At 53.0% G+C, this 21333-nt stretch carries 18 protein-coding genes; 14 read left to right on the top strand and 4 right to left on the bottom strand.

The features are described 5' to 3' along the window. Window positions 1-16: 16 nt before the first annotated feature. Together V8L71_RS14285 and V8L71_RS14290 are read right to left on the bottom strand one after the other, a co-directional pair. On the bottom strand, window positions 17-949 hold the full coding sequence (locus V8L71_RS14285; protein ID WP_008956618.1) for a diguanylate cyclase domain-containing protein: 933 nt from the start codon (window positions 947-949) through the stop codon (window positions 17-19). Continuing rightward, window positions 946-1800 carry a hypothetical protein gene (locus V8L71_RS14290; RefSeq protein WP_101145735.1) on the bottom strand — a complete coding sequence of 285 codons (855 nt, stop codon included), beginning with the start codon at window positions 1798-1800 and terminating at the stop codon, window positions 946-948. The genes V8L71_RS14285 and V8L71_RS14290 overlap by 4 nt, the downstream gene beginning before the upstream one ends. Before the next feature lie 346 nt (window positions 1801-2146). Between V8L71_RS14290 and V8L71_RS14295 the strand changes: the two genes are divergently transcribed. The 11 genes from V8L71_RS14295 to lipB all read left to right on the top strand — a co-directional run bounded on the left by V8L71_RS14295 (window position 2147) and on the right by lipB (window position 12766). Further along, complete coding sequence (locus V8L71_RS14295; RefSeq protein ID WP_336274530.1) at window positions 2147-3454, top strand: glutamate-5-semialdehyde dehydrogenase; 1308 nt, start codon at window positions 2147-2149, stop codon at window positions 3452-3454. A 9-nt stretch (window positions 3455-3463) separates the two neighbouring features. Beyond that, window positions 3464-4123: a nicotinate-nucleotide adenylyltransferase gene (gene nadD / locus V8L71_RS14300; protein ID WP_336274531.1), complete on the top strand. Its 660-nt coding sequence runs from the start codon at window positions 3464-3466 to the stop codon at window positions 4121-4123. Between the two features lie 78 nt (window positions 4124-4201). Next, a complete protein-coding gene (gene rsfS, locus V8L71_RS14305) occupies window positions 4202-4588 on the top strand; it encodes a ribosome silencing factor (RefSeq protein ID WP_035557221.1) in 387 nt (128 codons plus the stop codon). Beyond that, window positions 4585-5052, top strand: a complete 468-nt coding sequence (gene rlmH, locus V8L71_RS14310; RefSeq protein ID WP_008956613.1) for a 23S rRNA (pseudouridine(1915)-N(3))-methyltransferase RlmH — start codon at window positions 4585-4587, stop codon at window positions 5050-5052. The genes rsfS and rlmH overlap by 4 nt, the downstream gene beginning before the upstream one ends. Before the next feature lie 71 nt (window positions 5053-5123). Then, window positions 5124-7031: a penicillin-binding protein 2 gene (gene mrdA, locus V8L71_RS14315; protein ID WP_176303661.1), complete on the top strand. Its 1908-nt coding sequence runs from the start codon at window positions 5124-5126 to the stop codon at window positions 7029-7031. Between the two features lie 3 nt (window positions 7032-7034). Then, entirely contained in the window at window positions 7035-8195 is a 1161-nt protein-coding gene (gene rodA / locus V8L71_RS14320; RefSeq protein WP_176303662.1) for a rod shape-determining protein RodA, read from the top strand. 121 nt (window positions 8196-8316) lie between these two features. After that, window positions 8317-9384 carry a lytic murein transglycosylase B gene (mltB, locus tag V8L71_RS14325; RefSeq protein ID WP_336274532.1) on the top strand — a complete coding sequence of 356 codons (1068 nt, stop codon included), beginning with the start codon at window positions 8317-8319 and terminating at the stop codon, window positions 9382-9384. Continuing rightward, window positions 9381-10424: a septal ring lytic transglycosylase RlpA family protein gene (locus V8L71_RS14330; protein WP_336274533.1), complete on the top strand. Its 1044-nt coding sequence runs from the start codon at window positions 9381-9383 to the stop codon at window positions 10422-10424. The genes mltB and V8L71_RS14330 overlap by 4 nt, the downstream gene beginning before the upstream one ends. 97 nt (window positions 10425-10521) lie before the next feature. Next, window positions 10522-11736: a D-alanyl-D-alanine carboxypeptidase family protein gene (locus V8L71_RS14335; protein WP_336274534.1), complete on the top strand. Its 1215-nt coding sequence runs from the start codon at window positions 10522-10524 to the stop codon at window positions 11734-11736. A 53-nt stretch (window positions 11737-11789) separates the two neighbouring features. Further along, entirely contained in the window at window positions 11790-12101 is a 312-nt protein-coding gene (locus tag V8L71_RS14340) for an HP0495 family protein (protein WP_035557238.1), read from the top strand. Window positions 12102-12103: 2 nt separating this feature from the next. Continuing rightward, window positions 12104-12766, top strand: a complete 663-nt coding sequence (gene lipB / locus V8L71_RS14345) for a lipoyl(octanoyl) transferase LipB (protein ID WP_336274535.1) — start codon at window positions 12104-12106, stop codon at window positions 12764-12766. A gap of 56 nt (window positions 12767-12822) precedes the next feature. Here the strand turns inward: lipB and lipA are convergent, their stop codons facing one another. Both lipA and V8L71_RS14355 read right to left on the bottom strand, forming a co-directional pair. Further along, on the bottom strand, window positions 12823-13881 hold the full coding sequence (gene lipA, locus V8L71_RS14350; RefSeq protein ID WP_336274536.1) for a lipoyl synthase: 1059 nt from the start codon (window positions 13879-13881) through the stop codon (window positions 12823-12825). Between the two features lie 172 nt (window positions 13882-14053). Beyond that, window positions 14054-15040 carry a LysR family transcriptional regulator gene (locus V8L71_RS14355; protein ID WP_035557245.1) on the bottom strand — a complete coding sequence of 329 codons (987 nt, stop codon included), beginning with the start codon at window positions 15038-15040 and terminating at the stop codon, window positions 14054-14056. Window positions 15041-15288: 248 nt separating this feature from the next. Here V8L71_RS14355 and V8L71_RS14360 point away from each other — a divergent pair, with 248 nt between their 5' ends. The 3 genes from V8L71_RS14360 (at window position 15289) to V8L71_RS14370 (ending at window position 21294) form a co-directional block, all read left to right on the top strand. Beyond that, window positions 15289-17889: a DUF3141 domain-containing protein gene (locus V8L71_RS14360; protein WP_336274537.1), complete on the top strand. Its 2601-nt coding sequence runs from the start codon at window positions 15289-15291 to the stop codon at window positions 17887-17889. 319 nt (window positions 17890-18208) lie between these two features. Beyond that, complete coding sequence (gene topA, locus V8L71_RS14365; protein ID WP_336274538.1) at window positions 18209-20836, top strand: type I DNA topoisomerase; 2628 nt, start codon at window positions 18209-18211, stop codon at window positions 20834-20836. Next, window positions 20833-21294 (top strand): DUF6586 family protein, encoded by a 462-nt coding sequence (locus V8L71_RS14370; RefSeq protein WP_336274539.1) that lies wholly within the window; start codon window positions 20833-20835, stop codon window positions 21292-21294. Before topA ends, V8L71_RS14370 begins: the two co-directional genes overlap by 4 nt. Window positions 21295-21333 lie beyond the last annotated feature (39 nt).

A 21333-nucleotide genomic window follows, 5' to 3' on the forward strand; every position in this document is an offset into this window, starting at 1 on the left:
GGGGGCTAACAATAAATTAAACGTTGGAGAGTGACGCGCCGCGTGCTTCCAGGCGCTTTAAATAGCGCTCAAAGCTTTCTGCTCGACTGGGTAAGCAGGCCGCAATACGTGCTTCAAGCTGGCCAGTTTCCACCAGCACGCGCTCAGAAAGAGCTCGCTGTAAGCGCTCGCGAACCAATAGTGCCCCGCTTTCACTGGTGTCTGGCAGAACCAGCCAAAACGTAGCGTTATCGGCGCGGCCCAGGACATCATGGTCACGGCAGCGGCTATTCACTTCGCTACATAGTGCGCCTAATAGAGCCGTCTGGGCGCGATGGCCAAATTGCTCTGCGGCCATATCCAGCTGCGGCAAGTGCACTACTAGCACCGCTAGCTGTTGATTGAGCATGGCCGCACGCTGGAATTCGCTATTTAAGCGTTCTTTCAGCGTATCAATGTGATAGGCGTTGCAGTCGCTATCGTTTGGGTCAGTCGCCCGAAGTAAAGCACGGCGACGGGCGTGTTCCCAGCGAGGTAGCGCAAGGAGCAGCGTTAAGGCGGCATAGCCGACAATAATCGCGGGTGGCGCAGCGGCGACGGAGGGAAGCAGCCACCATAAGGGGCCAATAGCAACATTGATCAGTAACGCAGCCCACAACGGTAACAATAAAAAAGTGGCGGTAACGGGCAGGCCAAGCCAAATGGGCGATGCCCCAGGGTGGTAGTAAAAAGCACTAAGTACCACCGAGTAAGTACTGCAAAGCAATATGATGCGCGGCAGATAACTTTTCAGCCCTTGCCCGATATGCATGAGTAACGCTGACATGAGCAGCAGGGTCATGAACGTAGGGATCAGCAGGTCGCGGTAGTCACCCATGGCATATAGCCAAAGCGCATAACCCGCCATTAGCGCAATGCTGGCGGCGTAGGCGAGCGTCATCAACCGCTTGGGAATATGGTGCTCGGTCATATCGTCTCTCGTGCTCGCTCAGCCGGTAACTTACTCATCTCACATACCGATAGGGTTGCCGGTTCGATATCGATCAATTCAAGGTATTCACTCGTGATATTGTCGGGTAAATCGGCGAGCAGCAAGCTGCGTCGTTGAGTGGCTTCTTTCGGTGAACGTGCGAGAAGCAGGGTGACCAGCGTCGTACTGCTTAAACGGTACACGTTTTCAAAATCATGCGTTAATTCACACAGTTTTTGTGCGGTTGGCCAAAGTTGATGACGTTTGACGTGCAGTATAAATACTTCTGCATGAATGCCTTCACGCTCACAGCGCGTTTGTTCGCGGGCAATGTCGCGCAGTAATTGTTCACCGGCCCATAAATTGAGCCCTGGAATCAAGCGTAAGCGTTGGCGAATAGAGCCGTTCATATCAATAAGCTGCTGTGCTCTGGAGAGGGCCAGCAAGCCAAGCACGAACAGGCAGCAGAGCAGCAGAATAAATTCAGACTTTTCCAGTTGGGGCGCCACCAGAACAGAGCTAACCAATGCGGCGCTGAGGTGAAACGCCGCCACCCAATTATTTTGTGGCAGCATCAGCATGGCGGCCCAGGCCCAAATCAAAATGCTGTGCCGTTCAGGAGCAGCCGCAATTAACGCGACCAGCAGCACGCCCGGCACAAGCTGCCATGGCAACCCTCGCGAGCGTCGGTGACTGAAGTCGAGCATTAGAGCGGTAATAAATAGCCAGCCGACTGAAAGCCACAGCACGAGTGCTGCAGCGGGCGGCGTAGAGGGCGTCCAAAGCGCCAAAGCAACGGCAGCCGCTAAAAGGTTGGCACGTAGTAAGCGTATTTTGTACTTGCTTTGCATGGTGACTTACTATTCGTCCTGAATAACCAGAAATATCTGAGCAAGTGGGTGAGCGTATTATGAACAACGTACGCGACACATATTAGCGCCTTAATCATCCTCAGTATAACGTCGAAATGGCGTAACATAAGCACAAACGTAAAAACGGCTGCACAATCATGCCATTCAAAGCTATTGGGTTTATCATTTCATAACCACTGAACAGCGTACCTCGACCCTGCTTAGGGCATTATTCACTTTAGATTTTAATCTTGGTAGTTATTCTGAACACTCGGCTTGAATACATGGCTTGAGTACTGGAATTTCATATTTGAACTTAGCACGCACGATGCCGCATGGAGACACTATGAGCGTTTCAACATCGTTCCAAGAAGAGGCCCATCAGCACCTAGCGTCTGGAGACGTGCCCGCCTATATGCAGGCGTTGGGTCAGGCGGCACGCCGCGCAGCCAGTGAGCTACGCCGGGCGGATACGGGATTGAAAAACAGTGCCCTGATGGCAATGGCGCAGCGTTTGGCAGAAGCGCGTGGGCGCATTCTAGACGCCAATGCTGAGGATTTGCAGCGTGGCCGCCAGAACGGCTTAGAGAGCGCGCTGTTAGACCGTTTAGCGCTAAACGATGCTCGAATCGACGCCATGATTGAAGGGCTTCAGCAAGTAGCGAGCTTGCCAGACCCAGTGGGCGAGATTAGTGATATGCGTTACCGGCCCAGCGGGATTCAGGTTGGCAAAATGCGCGTGCCACTAGGCGTTATTGGCATTATTTATGAGTCGCGCCCTAACGTGACGCTGGAAGCCGCTAGCCTGTGTCTAAAATCGGGTAATGCCTGTATTTTGCGTGGCGGTTCAGAAGCCAGCGCCTCAAATGCTGCGATTAGTGCCTGTATTCAAGCAGGGCTTGCGGATGTAGGTCTGCCAGCAGGTAGTGTTCAGGTGGTAGCAACCACCGACCGGGCGGCAGTAGGCGCCATGATTAGCATGCCGGAATATGTCGATGTCATTATTCCCCGTGGTGGGAAATCGCTAATTGAGCGTATTACTCGTGAGTCGCGCGTGCCGGTCATCAAACACCTGGACGGGGTTTGTCATGTCTACATCGATACCACCGCTGACCCTGCCAAGGCCTTAGCCATCGCCGTCAATGCGAAAACCCATCGCTACGGCACTTGTAACACCATGGAGACACTGCTGGTCGATGCGCCGATTGCTGACTTACTGTTACCCGAGCTGGCACGTGCCTATGCTGAACATGAGGTGGAGCTGCGTGGTTGTGAGCGTACTCAGGCACTGTTACCTCAGGCTATCGCAGCCGATGAGGCGGACTGGCACGCCGAGTACTTAGCCCCGGTGCTGGCGATTAAAGTGGTCGATGGTGTTGATGAGGCGATCGCCCATATTGAGCAGTATGGCTCACACCACACCGATGCGATTGTGACCCAAGATTATTCACTGGCGCGACGCTTTATGGCGGAAGTGGATTCGAGCTCGGTCATCGTTAATGCCTCGACTCGCTTTGCCGACGGTTTTGAGTATGGCTTGGGCGCTGAGATTGGGATTTCAACCGACAAGTTGCATGCCCGCGGGCCGGTAGGGTTAGAGGGCTTAACCACCCAGAAGTACGTCGTATTCGGTGATGGTCAAGTGCGTGAATAAGGGGGTGGTGTGAGTCTAAAATTTCAGCGTATTGGAATGTTGGGCGGCACTTTTGACCCCATTCACTTGGGGCATTTACGCAGTGCTGTGGAGTTGCATGAGTCGCTGTCGCTTGATCAGCTACATATGATACCTGCTCAGCAGCCCCCCTTGCGGGATCAGCCGCAGGTGTCAGCGCGGCAACGGTTGGCGCTCTTAAAGGCGGGTATCGGTGACACGCCTGGCTTGTTGGCTGATGATCGTGAGCTGATGCGTGACGGCCCCTCCTACAGCACCGATACGCTTGCCGAGCTTCGTGCGGAGTATGGTGAGCATGCGCGCTTGGTCATGGCGATTGGTTTCGATGCTTTTTTGCGGCTTACACAATGGCATCAACCGGCGCGCATATTTGAGTTTGCCCATTTGGTGGTTATTGCTCGCCCAGGCTATGGCGATCCATTGCCAGCGCCATTAATGGAACTGGTAGAGCATCGGGTAGTCGATAGCGTAGAGGAATTAATGCAGCGGTCATGTGGGGGCTTTTTGTCGCTTGAATTGCCATCCTTAATGGCCATTTCAGCGACCTATATTCGAAAGCGGCTGGAAGCGGGTAAAAGCGTGCGCTATTTGGTGCCGCCCTCCGTTGAACAGGCTATTGCGCGCTACGGACTTTACCAGCAGTGTGAATAGCGCTGGCAGTCGTCAAATAAGCCGTTACAATGGCCGGCTTTATTGACCGATTACCCCATGAGGTTGTCTTTAGGAGTCATGCACATCGATACATTGAAAAATCTAGCGGTTGACGCGCTAGAAGAACTGAAAGCACGCGACATTACGCAGTTAGATGTTGCTAAATTAACCGAGGTCACCGACCTCATGTTGATTGCCAGTGGTACGTCGACCCGTCATGTCGCTGCTCTGGCGCAAAACGTAGTGGAAAAAGCCAAGGCAGCAGGGCTTGGCCCTTTGGGCGTAGAAGGTGGTGATAACGCCGACTGGGTGCTGGTCGACCTCGGTGACATTGTGGTTCACGTCATGATGCCTGAGGCGCGCACGCTCTATGATTTGGAGCGGCTATGGGCCGATCTGCCGACGGACTCGGGCGCGATTGGTGAGTCGCTTGAGCGCTTTCAAGAGCGAGCCGGCATGTCATGAAAATCCGGCTGTTAGCGGTGGGAAGCAAAATGCCTGGGTGGGTAGAAGAGGGCGTGGAGACCTACCGTAAGCGGCTTCCGAGAGATTTCAATCTCGAGATTGAAGAAATCACCCTCGGCCAGCGTGGCAAAAATGCAGATATCGCGAAAGCGCGCGCCCAGGAGGCGCAGCGTATTCGCGATAAGTTGCGTGGCGACGAATACGTGGTAGCACTGGAAGTGAAAGGTAAACCATGGACCACCGAGCAGCTGGCGCAAGAAGCTGACGCTTGGCGCATGGCCGGGCGGGATATTGCTCTGCTTGTAGGTGGTCCAGACGGGCTTGAGCCTTCGCTCTCAGCCGCAGCCGACAAAACCTGGTCAATCTCACCACTGACGCTACCACATCCACTGGTACGAATTATGCTGGCCGAGCAGCTCTACCGTGCCTGGACACTATTAGTGGGTCACCCTTATCACCGTTAACGGCTGAATGGTAAGCCCTTACTGTTTGTGTCCTGTTGCGCCCTTTGTTTGATTTGAGAGTCTTCGTTGCCATGCTCAAGCGCCCCAACACGCTAAAAAACTCCGAGCAAGAACTGCGTATTTTTCGTGTTAGAGCGCTGCTCGCCGTGTTGGTGGTGTTGACCCTGGCCAGCTTGTTAACGGGGCGGCTAATTTATTTGCAGATCGTCCAGCACGACATGTATAGCACGCGCTCTGAAAATAACCGGGTTCGCGTCGAACCGCTGCCGCCTAACCGGGGGTTAATCTACGATCGTAATGGCGTACTGTTAGCTGAAAACCGTCCAACCTATAACCTGACCCTTGTTCGCGAGCGTGTTGATAATCTGGATGAAACGCTGGCGCTGCTAGTAGAGCTTCTTGAGCTTCCTGAAGAAGAGATTGAAGCGTTTAACGTGCGCTCACGCCAGCGTCAACGACCTTTCCAGCCAGCGCTGCTTACCAGTGATCTAAGCGAAGACCAAATTGCCCGTTTGGCAGTTAACCGCCACCGATTGCCAGGGGTGGAGATAGAGGCACAGCCGCTGCGGTTTTATCCTGATGCCGAAATAATGGCCCATGCGCTAGGTTACGTTGGCCGTATTAATGCTGAAGAGATGGAAACGCTGGATGCAGGTCGTTACGCGGGTACTCACTTTATTGGTAAAACCGGTATTGAGCGTTTTTACGAAGAAGAGCTGCATGGTGAGGCGGGTTTACGCAAAGTGGAAACGAACGCCCGCGGAAGAGTGCTACGAGAGCTAGGGCGCACTGACCCGGTGCCTGGGAAGAATTTAACATTGACGCTGGATAAGTCCCTCCAGATGCTGGCTTATGAATTGTTAGATGGTCGTCGCGGTTCTATCGTGGCTATCGTGCCAGGCACAGGTGAGATTCTTGCGATGGTCTCAACACCGGGTTTTGACAGTAATCAGTTCGTCACCGGCATTGATGTGGCTTCTTATCGTGGTTTGCAGGAAGATCTCGATTTACCGCTTTTTAACCGCGCTATCCGTGGTCATTATCCTCCTGGCTCTACCATTAAACCTTTTCTAGCGCTGGCCGGGTTGGTGGAAGGTGTCATTACCCCTGATAGCACGATTAATGATCCCGGTTATTATCAGTTACCTAACGACTCCCGTCGTTACCGCAACTGGTTGCGCTGGGGGCATGGTCGTGTCGATATGGAGCGTTCCCTAGCCGTTTCTAATAACACTTACTACTACACCTTGGCACATGATTTAGGTATCGATAATCTCCATGAGCAGATGAGTAATTTTGGCTTTGGTCAGCGTGTCGCCCATGACGTGCAAGGAGAAAGCAGCGCTTTGATGCCCTCGCGTGATTGGAAACGAGGACGCTTTAACCAGCCCTGGTATCCCGGTGAGACCCTGTCCGTGGGGATTGGGCAAGGCTACTGGCAGGTGACGCCTTTGCAGCTAGCCAGCGCCACTGCAACGCTGGCCAATCGCGGCCACTGGGTGAAGCCGCGCTTGGCGCGTCAGATTGGCGATACCCCTGTCCCCCGTGACCTGCCCGACACCTTGGATGACATTCAGTTAGCTAATGACAACTGGTGGAATCGGGTATTCAGCGGTATGGAGAAGGTGATTAGTGGCACCGAAGGGACAGCGCGTCGAACTGGCGTGGGCCTTGAGTATCGCATGGGCGGTAAGTCAGGCACTGCACAGGTGTTTTCGCTGGGCCAGGACCAACGCTATAACGCTGATGAGTTAGCGGAGCGGCTCCGTGACCACGCGCTGTTTATGGCCTTTGCACCGCTGGAAGACCCTCAGATTGCGGTATCCGTTATTGTTGAAAACGCAGGCGGCGGCAGTACACACGCGGCTCATTTGGCGCGTGCTATGACGGATGCCTGGTTACTTGAGGATGAAGCGCCGGACGTAGAAGAAGTACGCGAAGTGTTAGAAGAAGATAACGCCAATGTGGAGGGGAACTAACCCATGCCTTGGCATTATCTAGCGCGTTCTATGCGTGGTTACCCAGTTCGCCCGCCCGAAAGCGGCATCGCCCGGCGTAAAAGTATTTGGGAGCGAATCCATCTAGACCCCTGGCTGCTTGGTTTGCTACTGGTATTGATGGGCAGTGGTTTAATCGTTCTTTATAGCGCTTCTGGGCAATCCATTGATGCCGTGATTGCTCAGAGCATACGGTTTTGCATCGCCCTGGTGGTGATGGTGATCATTGCCCAGTTTTCACCTTCTACTTTTTTGCGCTTCGCGCCGCTAGCCTATGGGGTCGGGGTTGCCATGCTGGTTGCTGTTGATGTAGTGGGTGATGTGGGGATGGGCGCTAAGCGCTGGTTAGTCATTCCTGGCGTCATACGCTTTCAACCCTCGGAAATGATGAAACTGGCAGCCCCGTTAATGGTGGCGGCCTATCTTAATCGCTGTGAATTGCCGCCGCGTCTGCGCGATATACTAGTGTGTGGCGTTATCATCGGCGTGCCCGTCGTGCTGACGGCTATTCAGCCTGACTTGGGAACCTCGTTGCTGGTAGCCAGTGCTGCTCTTATCGTGGTTCTGCTAGCAGGTTTGTCGTGGCGGTTGATCGGATTTATCGCGGCATTGGGGGCCGCCGGGGTGCCGGTGTTATGGATGAATATGCATAACTACCAGCGTCAGCGCGTGTTAACTTTTTTGAACCCTGAAAGCGACCCGCTGGGCTCTGGCTGGAATATCATTCAGTCAACCACCGCCATAGGTAGCGGTGGGTTGTGGGGCAAAGGGTGGCTGCAGGGAACCCAGTCCCAGTTAGAGTTTTTGCCAGAGCGGCATACGGATTTCATTATTGCCGTTTTAGGCGAAGAGTTTGGTTTAGTGGGTATGCTGGTGCTGTTGTGCCTGTATCTATTAATCGTGAGCCGTGGTGTATGGATGGCAAGCGCTGCCCAGGATACCTTTGGCCGCTTAGTCGCAGGCAGTATCATCCTCACCTTTTTTATCTATGTATTTGTCAATATGGGCATGGTGAGTGGCATTCTGCCTGTCGTTGGTGTGCCGCTACCGCTGGTTAGCTTTGGCGGCACCTCAAGCGTGACCTTGTTGGCGGGTTTCGGTATTCTCATGTCCATACATGCTCATCGGCGGCTGCTATCGCGCTAGCGAAGTTGCCCAGCCCAAACATACAGTTCAGACGCCTGTGTTGCTCGGCAATGGAAAACTCAGGAATAGATGGTTCTGGAATTAATCGTTCTGGGATAAAGAGCTCAGGAGTGGAGAGTTAATGAACAAGGTTCAAGGGAAGACGAGCCGCTATTTTTTGGCAGCCATGATGTGCTGGGTAACGCCCATCGCAATTGCTGATGAGCCTTCTCAGGGTGAAGCTGCCCCACAGCACTTTGCACCTCAGCAAAATGCTGACAGCCAAGCGCTGATGGAAGAGCTAGTTGAGCAAGGAGTCCCTCAAGCGTGGCTGGAAGAGGCGCTCGGACAGGCTAATTATACCCAAAGTGTACTGGACGCTATGGAAGGGGCCGCCGAGCGACGTTTAAAGTGGCATGAGTATCGCGCTATTTTTATGACCCAGCAGCGCATCGAAGAGGGCGTCGAATTTATTGATGAGCATGCTGACGCCTTGGCGCGAGCCGAAAATACCTATGGCGTTCCTGCTGAAATAATTACCGCTATTATTGGCGTTGAAACATACTACGGTCGTCATAAAGGCCAGCACCGTGTATTGGATTCGCTGGCGACACTGGCGTTTCATCACCCGGTGAGAGGCGCTTTTTTTCGCGGTGAGCTGGCAGCGTTTTTACGTATAGCGTACGAGCAGCAGGTCGACCCTACTGGGCTGCGCGGCTCTTATGCAGGAGCTATGGGCTATCCGCAATTTATCCCCACCAGTTACCAAGCCTATGCGGTAGATTTTGATGATGATGGCCGCCGCGATTTGTGGGAAAACCCAGTCGATGCGATTGGTAGTGTCGCTAATTACTTTGCCGAGCATAACTGGAAACCAGGGGCTGATATTTATCACCAGGCCACTGGGCCAGACGAATTGTCAAGCGAGCTATTACAGGAACTCTCGTTTAACCAAACGTCGCCTCCTGCAGTGAGTGTCGCTCAACTGGCCGCGCATGGACTGATGCCTGAGGATTCTCTAGATAGTGAATTGTTAGTCGCGCCGTTGGCGCTTGAGTTCGCTGATGGCGAGACCCACTATCGGTTCGGCGAGTATAATTTTTATGTGATTACTCGCTATAACCATAGTCACCTGTATGCCATGGCTGTAGCCGAGTTGGCGGAAGAGATCGCCACATTGCACGATAAGCTGCATGAGGACGAGGCATGAATAGCAAACTGACGATAACCAGGCGTGCTGGCGGGGTAATCGCCTTGCTGGCGCTGGTCAGTGGTTGTGCTAGCAATGATACCCAGCGTATTGATGTGCCTAGCTCGGCCAATCAAGCAGCTGCCCCTAGTTCGTCGGCCGCTACGAGTGACGGTCGTTACGCCATGAGCGGAGATGCCTACCCACTTGAACCGCCGGATGTTACCAAAGTGCCCGATGCAGAGCCGCGCGTTGAGCAGCCCTCCCGAGGTGGCAACCGCTCAACCTATGAGGTGTGGGGAAAAACCTACCATGTACTGCCTGATGCCACAGGCTACGAAAAACGCGGTACGGCCTCTTGGTATGGTGAAAAATTCCACGGCTATGCGACCTCAAACGGCGAAATTTACGATATGTATAAAATGTCGGCAGCTCACCGTTCGTTGCCCTTACCCACGTTTGCTCGGGTAACCAGCTTGGATAACGGGCAATCGGTGATTGTCAGGGTAAATGATCGCGGCCCGTTTCATAGTGACCGTGAAATAGATCTCTCGTATGCGGCAGCGGCACGATTGGGTTTTCTCGACAATGGCACCGGCTCCGTTAAAGTTGAAGCAATCAACCCTGAACAGTGGCTAGCCGAGCGTGGTCGAGGGGGGAGTGCTTCTTCCCAACAAGCAAGCGCTCCAGAGAGGCAAGTTGTTTCAAACGCTCCATCGGCTGTTGCCCGGCAAGCGGCGTCTAATGTTTCAGTATCAAATTCTTCAGTGCCTACTGCTTCAGCGCCTGCTGCACCCTCACAAGCATCGATATCTCAGCCATCGCCAAACCAAGGCGGGACAGGTGACGCCGTTTACCTACAAATTGCTGCTCTCGGTAACCCTGAAGGCGCACAGCAGTTGCAGCAGCGGCTGCAGGTTGAACAGCCCCATGACGTACGTATTATGAGTGATGCCGACGTCTATCGTGTGCAGATAGGCCCCATTAGGCCGGGGCAGGAGACTCAAGCACGTGAAACGCTGCGTCAAGCAGGGTTCCCCCAGGTCTTTGTTGTGCGATAATTAGCACCCTATTTATTTCTTGTGGCGCGTTTTACGCGCCGCCTTGTTTTTAAAAAAAGCTTTACAAGTAAGCTTTCAAGTAAGTGAGACTGACGTTATGAACGTGTTTACATCCATTGGCCGCTCTGCACGCCTATGCCTTTTTGCTGCAATGGCGACGGTTGCTGTGTCTGCCAGTGCACAGCAAGTTCCTCAACCGGTAATTCCGCAGCCGCAAACCATTATTCCTGCGGCCCCTCAGTTAGCGGCGAGTTCGTGGATACTCATGGATGCCAACAGTGGTCGCATTTTGGCGGAGCATAATTCGGATGAACGCCTTCCGCCGGCCAGTTTGACCAAGTTGATGACAGCCTATTTGGTTGAGCGAGAGCTTGATCGCGGCACTATTAATCTGACTGACATGATTAATATTAGTGAGAACGCGTGGCGTACCGGCGGCTCTAAAATGTTTATCGAAGTGGGTGATCAAGTTTCAGTAGATGACCTTCTTCATGGAATTATTATTGTGTCGGGCAACGATGCCAGTGTCGCCATGGCCGAGCATTTAGCCGGTGGTGAAACGCCCTTTGCGGACCTAATGAATCAGCATGCCACTCGGCTGGGCATGAATAATACAAATTTCCAAAATGCCACGGGCTTGCCGGGCGAGCAGCACTATTCAACTGCCCATGATATGGCACGCTTATCGCAGCACATTATTAATGATTATCCCGAACATTATGAAATTTACTCCCAGCGTACCTTCTCTTATGGCGGCATCGACCAGCCCAACCGCAACCGTTTGCTGTGGCGTGACCCATCGGTCGACGGCCTAAAAACCGGCTGGACCACAGAGGCTGGTTTTTGCCTTGTATCGTCGGCTAAGCGTGACGATATGCGCTTGATTTCCGTTGTGATGGGGACCACCTCCGATGAGGCGCGTGCTCAGGAAACCCAAAAGCTACTCAGCTATGGTTTCCGCTTTTTCGAGACCATGAAGCTTTACGAGCGTGGTGCTGTTTTGGCCACGCCGCGTGTGTGGGGTGGCGATATTAACGAATTACGCGTGGGAGTCGATGAAGAGGTCTTTATGACCTTGCCGCGTAACCGTAATGAAGAACTGCGCGCGCGCCTTAATCTGAACCCGGATCTTCAGGCCCCGATTGCTATTGGTGATGAGGTCGGCACCCTTGAGGTTCATCTGGGCGACGAGGTGGTCGGTGAGCGTCGCTTGGTGGCCTTGGAAAACATTGAAGAGGGCGGTCTCTTCAAGCGTTTGTTTGATCAGGTGCAGCGCTTCTTTAGTGGCCTAATCAGCAACTTTACCGACTAAAGTTTGATTAGGTTTAAGCCGTTGGTTTTGTTTTTTGCAATGATGGGGTTGCTATGAAAAAAGGTACGCCACAAGGACTGCGTGATTTGCGCCAACCGGCGGTTCAAGAGCCGCCTAAAATCACTTTTCCCTGTGATTACTCGTTAAAAGTCGTCGGCGATGCCGCCGAAGACTTTCCTGCCTGTGTGTGTCAGGTCATTGTGCGCCATGCGCCTGATTTCGACGCCACGACAATGCAGGTAGTTGATAGCCGTAATGGTCGTTTCCAATCGGTTCGTGTGGTGATTAGAGCGACTGGAGAGCAGCACATTAAAGAGCTGTTTGAGGCGTTAAAAGCCACCGGTCGTGTGCATATGGTGGTGTAAGCGTGAGCGACGCCGAGCCAATCAAGCTGCATCACTTGGGGCGCCAACCCTATCTTCCTGTTTGGGAAGCCATGCGCTCGCTGACTGATACCCGCGATGCCAATACCCTTGATCAGTTCTGGTTGGTCGAGCACGATCCTGTATTTACTCAAGGGCAGGCCGGCAAGCCGGAGCATTTACTTCTACCCGGGGATATTCCGGTAGTGCATACAGATAGGGGTGGGCAGGTTACCTATCACGGGCCTGGTCAGGTGGTGCTATATCCGTTACTGGATGTGCGGCGTGGAAAAATTGGCGTACGTGATTTAGTCACTGCATTGGAGAATGCGGTGATTGATGTATTAAGCAGTTACGGTGTAAGCGCGCGTGCACGGCCTGATGCGCCCGGTGTGTATGTAGTGACCGACGCTGGTGAGGCTAAAATTGCTTCATTAGGCTTGCGAATTAGGCGTGGGGCAAGCTTTCATGGCGTAGCGTTAAACGTCGATGGTGACCTAACGCCTTTTTTACGGATTAATCCCTGCGGCTATGCCGGCATGCCCATGGTGAGGTTGGCCGACGTTGCATCGCTACCAAGCAATCATCAGGTCGGGGAGCAGTTGGCGAAAGCGCTAGCCAAACGGCTAAATCGTGAATTAGTCAGTGTAGGTAGCTCGCCGCTGTAAAAGGGAGCCGGTGGCTCCCTATTTTCAGCTAGCTCTATATAGCGGTAAAGTTAGGCTTATCCTACGTTTAACGCTGGAATAATATTGGGGTTCGCTTCTTGTTCCTGACCAGGAATTGCAGCGGGTGAGGCGAGCCCCAGGTTGTTCTTTTCAAACACGCGATCAGCGCGATAGCTGGAACGCACCAGCGGGCCAGAAGGCACTTCCATAAAGCCTTTCTCCAAACCGATCACGCGGTAGCGGTCAAACTCTTCTGGCGTTACCCAGCGCTCTACCGCCAAGTGATTTTTGGTTGGGCGCAAATATTGACCAAGCGTGACGATATCGACACCGATTTCACGCAGGTCATCAAAAGTCTGCAAAATCTCTTCGTCAGTTTCGCCCAATCCCAGCATTAAGCTGGTTTTGGTGATGATGTCAGGACGGTAGCGCTTGGCATGGGCAAGCACGTCAAGCGTTTTACGATAACCCGCTCGCCGATCACGTACACGGCCTGTTAATCGTTCAACGGTTTCAACGTTTTGGGCAAATACTTGTAACCCAGAATCAACAACGCGCTCAATAGCACTCAGCTCGCCATCGAAGTCAGGCGTTAAGGCTTCCACGACTACTTCAGGCGTGCGCGCTTTAATGGCACTAATACAGTTGGCATAGTGCGATGCACCGCCATCGTCGAGATCGTCACGGTCTACCGAGGTGAGCACGATGTAACGAAGGCCCATTAACTCCACTGACTTCGCGGTGTTTTCAGGTTCTTCGTGATCAAGCCAGCCTTGTGGATTGCCGGTATCTACCGCGCAGAATCGACAAGCGCGAGTGCATACTGAACCCATAAGCATGATGGTCGCCGTGCCGTTGCTCCAGCACTCGCCCATATTGGGGCAATGAGATTCAGCACAAACGGTGCTTAGTCGATGGGTAGCAACGTTCTTTTTGACCGCTTCAAAACGCTCCCCTCCAGGGATCTGAGCGCGCAGCCACTTAGGCTTGCGTTCAAGAGAAGGGGCTTCTGCCTGCGCTTTGCGCTGCTTCATGCCATCCTTGATCACCGTCATGCCATGTTCATTACGGAATTTTTCACCGCTAGACACGCGTTGCGGAGGGGTATTGCTCATAGGGACAGAGCCTCTCTTTTGTGCGGTAGGCCGAGTGCGTTTGTGGGCGTTAAGCCCTTACAAGACCTGCCAATTGATACCTGATTAATTAATACGAAGTGCATCCGATATTTCATCGTGCTAATAGCTACTAATGTAACATATTTCACTGTCAACAGGACACCGCATGACCCTAGGGCGCAAGCATTGGCAGGCAAGCGACGCCGTGGCTCGGTAACGGGCTTGAAGGCGCTTGAAAATGGCGGCGATAATCGGGTAAGTGCTCACGGATAAAGCTTAAGAAAAGCTCTGCCACCGGTGTGGGAAAACGTTCCCGCGCATACACCGTGCACCAGGATCGGTGGATCGGAAAATCGGGAAGCCCAAGCTCAAAAAGTAACCCTTGCTCAAGTTCAAGCTGTACCGCCAAGCGGGGGAGAACGGCAACGCCTAAGTGGGCCATTACTCCGCCTTTAATGGCTTCATTGGTGCCCAGCTCAATACAGTGTGGAAGGGCGACCTGCTGATTGGCGGCCATTTGTTCAAAGGCATTGCGCACGCCAGAGCCTGGCTCGCGCATCAATACGTAGTGGCGTGCAAAGTCTGCCAGAGAGGGCTCCGGCATAGAGAGCAGGGGGTGTTCCGGCCAAACCACCGCGATTAATTCATTATCAAGAATTGGCATCACTACTAAGCGATCATCCTCTGGCACCATCGCCATAATAACGAGGTCGTCCTGCTGCTCAGTCAACCGCTCTAGGGCTTGGCTGCGGTTGCATACCTTTAAGCGAACGTGCACCTCTGGGTAGTGAGCACGGAACCGGGCGAGTAAGTAAGGCACCACATATTGAGCCGAGGATACTGCCGCAATATTAAGTTCGCCGCTTATTTTGCCATTAATGTCCGATAGGTTCATTTCCAGACGTGAAAGCTGACCAAAAATTTCTCGTGTCGAATGGGCGAGCGTGTCGGCGGCGGGAAGTGTGTGGAGCGTTTTGCCCGCGTAGTTAAAGAGTGGCTGACCCAAAGCCAGCTCAAGCTGGCGTATTTGTGCGCTCACCGCGGGCTGAGTAAGTCCCAGCTGCTCAGCTGCGCGAGAATAAGAGCGTTGCCGGTGCACCGCCTGGAAGACCTGTAGTTGCCGAAATGTAAGGCGATTGAGCAGAGTAGGGGATGACATAGCAACCTCATAGTGAACACCCTTTAATGTCGCTAGGACTAATGCCAAATACAGGCTTTATCGTCAGCGCAACGCATGCTAACACTGAATCTTTGGCGCTGCTTAAAGAGAGCTATGTCACCCCATTAGTCGTAATTATTAGGGGTAAAGATCGACGTCACGCACGTAGTGGCCTAAACTATATTGCATTGCAGCATCCTCATTGCTGCCCGGTTTGATGCCGGCGCATCATCCCAATGGGAGAACCTATGAACTTTCTCGCCAATCCTTTGCTCACCACAAGCGCTTTTACTGACGCCTGGTTAAAGCAACAAAATGGTTCCACAGCATTGCCAAGTAGTGAAACGATCGCATCCTTATTCGACCCATTTGGGTTTGGACGGGCGGCCTTCGGTTACTGGCGCGATAGCATGGAGCGTAGCGTTCTGTATTTAGATGTGATGCGTGAGCGTGGTAATCAATACCTTGAGCACATGGAGCAAACCAAGCCCAGTGTGTTGGGGTTTGATACCGAAGTGCTGATGGATGGCCGGACGCTACCGCGGCCAACTAACTATGAGCTGCTGCGCGTATTGCCCCATGAAGGGACTGAAACTGACCTACAAAAACGTCCTTTTGTGGTCATCGACCCGCGTGCGGGGCATGGGCCAGGGATTGGCGGGTTTAAGCCTGACAGCGAGTTGGGCGTGGCGCTTAAAGCGGGGCATCCCTGCTACTTTATTGGCTTTTTGCCATTTCCTGAACCGGGTCAGACCGTGGAGGATGTGGTTGAGTCAGAAGTTGCGTTTCTACGCCATGTGATCGAACGTCACCCAGAAACCACCGAAAAGCCCATGGTGGTGGGTAATTGCCAAGCGGGCTGGCAAATCATGATGGCGGCCGCACTAGAGCCAGATGTGTTTGGCCCTATTCTTATTGCCGGGGCACCGCTTTCTTATTGGGCTGGCGAACATGGCAAAGCCCCAATGCGTTATACCGGCGGAATGGCGGGGGGCAGTTGGATTACGGCGCTCACTAGCGACATTGGTGATGGCCTGTTTGACGGGGCGTGGTTGGTGCAGAACTTTGAACGCCTAAACCCTGCTAATACGTACTGGAAAAAGCAGTATCACCTTTACGACAACATCGATACAGAAGCGAACCGATACCTCGAATTTGAGCGCTGGTGGGGCGGTCACGTCGTGTTGGGCGGTGAAGAAATCCAATATATTGTCGATAACCTGTTTGTCGGTAATCGACTCTCTACCGCGCAGTTGGTGACCCATGATGGGCGCCGAATCGACCTGCGCAATGTGCGTTCGCCGATCGTAGTGTTCTGCTCGCGTGGGGATGATATTACCCCGCCACCGCAAGCCTTGGGATGGATTCGTGATTTATATGAAAACACAGATGACATCATTGCCAACGAGCAAACCATCGTCTATTGCCAGCATGATACTACCGGCCACCTAGGTATATTTGTTTCGGGTAGCGTGTCACGCAAAGAGCATACCGAATTCACTGCCAATATGGATTACATCGACGTATTGCCCCCAGGGCTGTACGAAACCTCCATATCCCCGGCGGAGAAGGGCGAAGATGCTGAGCTGTTCGAGCGAGATTATCTGCTCGAATTTATGCCGCGTAACTTTGAAGAATTAGATCAGGCAGTGATGCACAAGCCTGAGGATGATCGTCGCTTTGCCACCGTAGCGCGTATTTCAGAAATAAACTTGGGCTTGTATCGGATATTTATGCAGCCTTGGCTAAAAGCCATGATAACACCTGAGGCGGCGCGCTTAATTCGTCGTATGCACCCTATCCGCCTGGGCTACAAGCTGCTTTCTGACCGCAACCCGCTTTCTGTGCCGCTACCGGTAATGGCAGACGCGATACGTAAAAATCGTCATCCTGTTTCACATGATAATCTTTTCAAATCCCTTGAGACCATGGGCTCTGACCAGCTGGTTGCAAGCCTCAATGCGGTGCGCGATTTACGCGATAGCAGTACTGAAAAAATGTTTATGGATATTTACGGCCAGCCGCTGTTGCAGGCCGCCGTGGGCCTTTATGGCGATGCCCATGTGCATCGCCGCCGCCCCGGCGCTGAGCCCGAGCACCGCCGCTTCATGGAGCAGCGCCGGGAAGCGCTGCGCGAGAAGATTACCCACGGTGGTGCTCATGAGGCGGTTATGCGCTCGCTGATCTACGTACTCGGCGGTGCTCCAGCCACGGATGAGCGTAACTTCAAACGGCTACGCGCCTCCCGTGCTGAGCTTGAGCCAGGCATAGAGCTGAGTGAATTTAAACGCCTAGTGCGCGAGCAGTTCTTTATTTTGAAGCTGGATCGTGAACAAGCATTGAATTCACTGCCTATTTTACTCAAGGGTAATAGCAACGACGATATCGATGGTTATATTAGCCACCTTGAGCACGTGTTTGCCGCCAGTGGCGAGCTTTCTGAACATGCTGCAAATCGCTTTGTTCAGGTAAAGGCGCTTTTTGATCAGGCACGGCCTAGCAAAAAGGAAGCATCTGCTACTCCTAACGCTGCCAAGGCGAAGACACCAGCAAAGTCACAAACCGCTAAGGCTGGTGCGGCGGGCAAGTCTGATAAAGAAGTTATTAAACCAGAAGCTAGCAAACCTAAACAAGACGTTGTTAAATCGGAAGGAGCTAGTCAAACAAAAGCTAATACAGAAGAGGCTAAGCCAAAAGCAGCTAAGCTAACATCTGTTAAGCCTTCGGCTGCGTCTGAGAAAACAGAGGAAAAAGCCACTAAACCCTCTGCAACTGCTGATGAAAGCACCAAGTCAACAGTGAAATCTGACAGCGCTAACGGCGGTAGTAAGCCATCTGACAAACGCTAAAACAGTGCGTTAGCTTACAGCGCCCCTGCCTATATGGTGGGGGCGCTTTGTTTGTCTCAGCACCTTTTGGGTTGCCGTAATGCCAGTGGCAGTCTAGTGTCTAGCTACTATTTATCTGAAATATAACCTTGGTTGCCTGAAATCTACGTATTTTCCCTGCGCGTTGGTTGCTACTGGCGCTTAGCTAAGGGCTGGGGTAGGGTAGGGTAGGCGCATTTTTTCATCCGTATCTTTGTTAGCGGGCGGTTTCATCCCGGCGATACGGCACCGAATTTAGAGCACGTGCTAGACAGCCCGTGCATTAGGAAAGTGGAGCACTATGGGCAAGTCACTGGTCATCGTCGAGTCGCCGGCTAAAGCGAAGACGATTAACAAATATCTCGGCAACGATTTCATCGTGAAGTCGAGCGTGGGTCACATTCGTGACCTGCCGACCAGCGGCTCAGGTAAGGCAGCCTCCGACCCTAAGGAGCGCGCACGCCAAGCCGCAGCGACACGCAAGATGTCGGCGGAAGAGAAAGTGGAATATAAGAAGCGTAAGAGCCAAGATCAGCTGATTCGGCGGATGGGGATTGACCCCAGTAATGGCTGGGAAGCGCGCTATGAAGTGCTGCCAGGCAAAGAGAAAGTGGTGGCTGAGCTGAAAAAGTTGGCTGAGAAAGCCGACGCTGTCTATCTCGCAACGGATTTGGATCGCGAAGGGGAAGCCATTGCTTGGCACCTGCGTGAGACTATCGGTGGAGACGACAGCCGCTATAAGCGCGTGGTGTTTAACGAAATCACCAAAAATGCTATTCAGGATGCGTTTAAGGCACCGGGCGCGCTAAATATTCCCCGGGTGGAAGCACAGCAAGCTAGGCGTTTTCTAGACCGTGTTGTTGGCTTTATGCTTTCGCCTTTGCTGTGGGCGAAAGTGGCGCGTGGGCTGTCGGCTGGCCGTGTACAGTCAGTCGCGGTACGTCTAATTGTTGAGCGCGAGCGCGAAATTCGTGCCTTTATTCCAGAAGAGTTTTGGGATGTGCACGCGGATTTGGCCTCTCCTGAGGGTGAGCTAGTGCGTTTTGCCCTGGTTCGTCAGGATGGCAAAGCCTTTAAGCCCACCTCTGAAAAAGACACCCTGGCGCGTATTGAGCAGCTTAGAAAAGCCAAGCTCGCGATTACTTCGCGGGAAGATAAGCCCACCAGCTCCAAGCCGACAGCGCCCTTTATTACCTCTACGCTACAGCAGGCCGCGAGTGGCCGGTTAGGATTTTCTGTTAAGAAGACCATGACCATGGCCCAGCGTCTGTATGAGGCGGGCTATATCACCTATATGCGTACTGACTCCACCAATCTTTCAAAAGATGCAGTGGAAGGCGTGCGCAGTTATATCGGAGAAGAGTTTGGCGAGCGCTATCTGCCTGAAGCGCCTAATCGTTACAGCAGTAAAGAGAGTGCCCAAGAAGCCCACGAGGCGATTCGCCCCTCCAGCGTTGAACGCAAAGCATCAGACCTGTCCGGTATGGAGCGCGATGCAGAGCGCCTTTACGAGCTGATCTGGCGCCAGTTTGTGGCTTGCCAGATGACACCCGCTGAGTACCTGTCCAGCACGCTTAGCGTTGAGGTTGATGGGTATGAGCTGCGTGCCAAAGGGCGCGTGCTTAAATTTGATGGCTATACACGGGTGATGAAGCCAAGCGGTAAAAATGAAGATCAGAGCCTGCCTGACTTGCCTAAAGGCACGCCGATGGCGTTGGAAGCGCTTGATCCTCAGCAGCACTTTACCAAGCCTGCACCGCGTTACACCGAAGCAAGCCTGGTGAAAGAGCTTGAGAAGCAGGGGATTGGTCGTCCTTCTACCTATGCATCGATTATCTCCACGATTCAGGATCGCGGCTATGTGAAGCTTGAAAACCGCCGCTTTTATGCCGAGAAGCTTGGCGATATCGTTACCGAGCGGCTGAAAGAGTCCTTCCCTGATTTGATGGATTTCTCATTCACTGCGCGCATGGAAGATAGCCTTGATGAAGTCGCCGAAGGCGAGCGTAACTGGCAGGCTTTGCTAGATGCTTTCTACGGTGAGTTTCGTGAAGAGCTAGCCAGGGCGGAGAGCGAAGATGGTATGCGGCCCAACCAGCCGGTGCCCACCAATATTGACTGCCCGAAATGTGGCCGCCATATGCAAATTCGCACCGCTTCCACAGGCGTGTTCCTGGGCTGTAGCGGCTACAATTTGCCGCCAAAAGAGCGCTGCAAGACCACCATCGACCTGATTCCAGGTGAAGAAGCAGTAGCGGAAGATGCGGGTGAAGAGGCTGAAACTAATGCACTGCGTGCTAAGCGTCGCTGCACCAAGTGTGGTACGGCAATGGACAACTACCTGATTGATGAAACGCGCAAATTGCATATTTGTGGCAACAGCCCTGATTGTGATGGGTATGAGGTGGAAAGCGGTAAATTCAAGATTAAAGGCTATGACGGGCCTGTAATCGAGTGCGATAAGTGTGGCGCTGAGATGCAGTTGAAATCAGGTCGCTTTGGTAAGTATTTTGGCTGCACCAATAGCGAGTGTAAAAACACCCGTAAGCTATTGAAAAGCGGCGAAGTGGCGCCGCCAAAAATGGATCCGATTCCGATGCCGGAACTTGAATGTCAAAAAGTGGACGACCATTACGTGCTGCGTGACGGCGCAAGCGGTCTCTTTTTGGCGGCGAGTAAATTTCCTAAAAATCGCGAAACGCGGCCACCGCTGGTTAAAGAACTGAAAGCGCATGCCGAAGAGCTGCCTGAGAAGTATCATTTTATTCTCAAAGCGCCTAGTGAAGACCCCGATGGTCGCCCCGCTCAAATCCGTTATTCGCGTAAGACGAAAGAGCAGTTTGTAATGACTGACGAAGAGGGCAAAGCCACTGGCTGGAAGGCCATGTTTGAAGCTGGCAAATGGCACGTGGAGGATAAGCGCAAGTGAATGCAAGCTCGCGAACCAATCAGTTACTCTACCAGGCGGAGCTGTTAGCCATTATGCCAGCGGGGGAGGATGAGCATGCCCCTGCGCGGCAGATGGCGCTGGAGGAGAGCGCGTTGGCGCTCTTTGAATTGGCGTTAGAGTCGCTTTTACGTGAAGTCACTGAGCACGCTCGCTTGCCAGAGCATCGCTGGCGTGTATTGTTATCTCAGCAAGGCCCGGCTTTGGCAGAGCTACAGCGCCTGCGCGACTTAAACGCTCAGCCGGAAAGTTGGTTGAATTGGCTGACGGGCCAGCTTGAACGCCTACATAGCGATGAAGGTGCTGCGCGGCGTACTACTCATAATCCCGCTATGATTAAGGTGGATAGCCAAGTGAGTTTGCCTCAGCAATTGCTGGATAACCTTCAGGCGGCAAAACGCGAAATAGCTGCTCTGCGTGAAACCAGCCTGGAGTGGTAAATGACTCGATTTTGCCCGCTGGTCTAGTAAGCACCACGA

The organism is Vreelandella indica, assembly GCF_037070225.1.
Taxonomy (GTDB): Bacteria; Pseudomonadota; Gammaproteobacteria; order Pseudomonadales; family Halomonadaceae; genus Vreelandella; species Vreelandella arctica.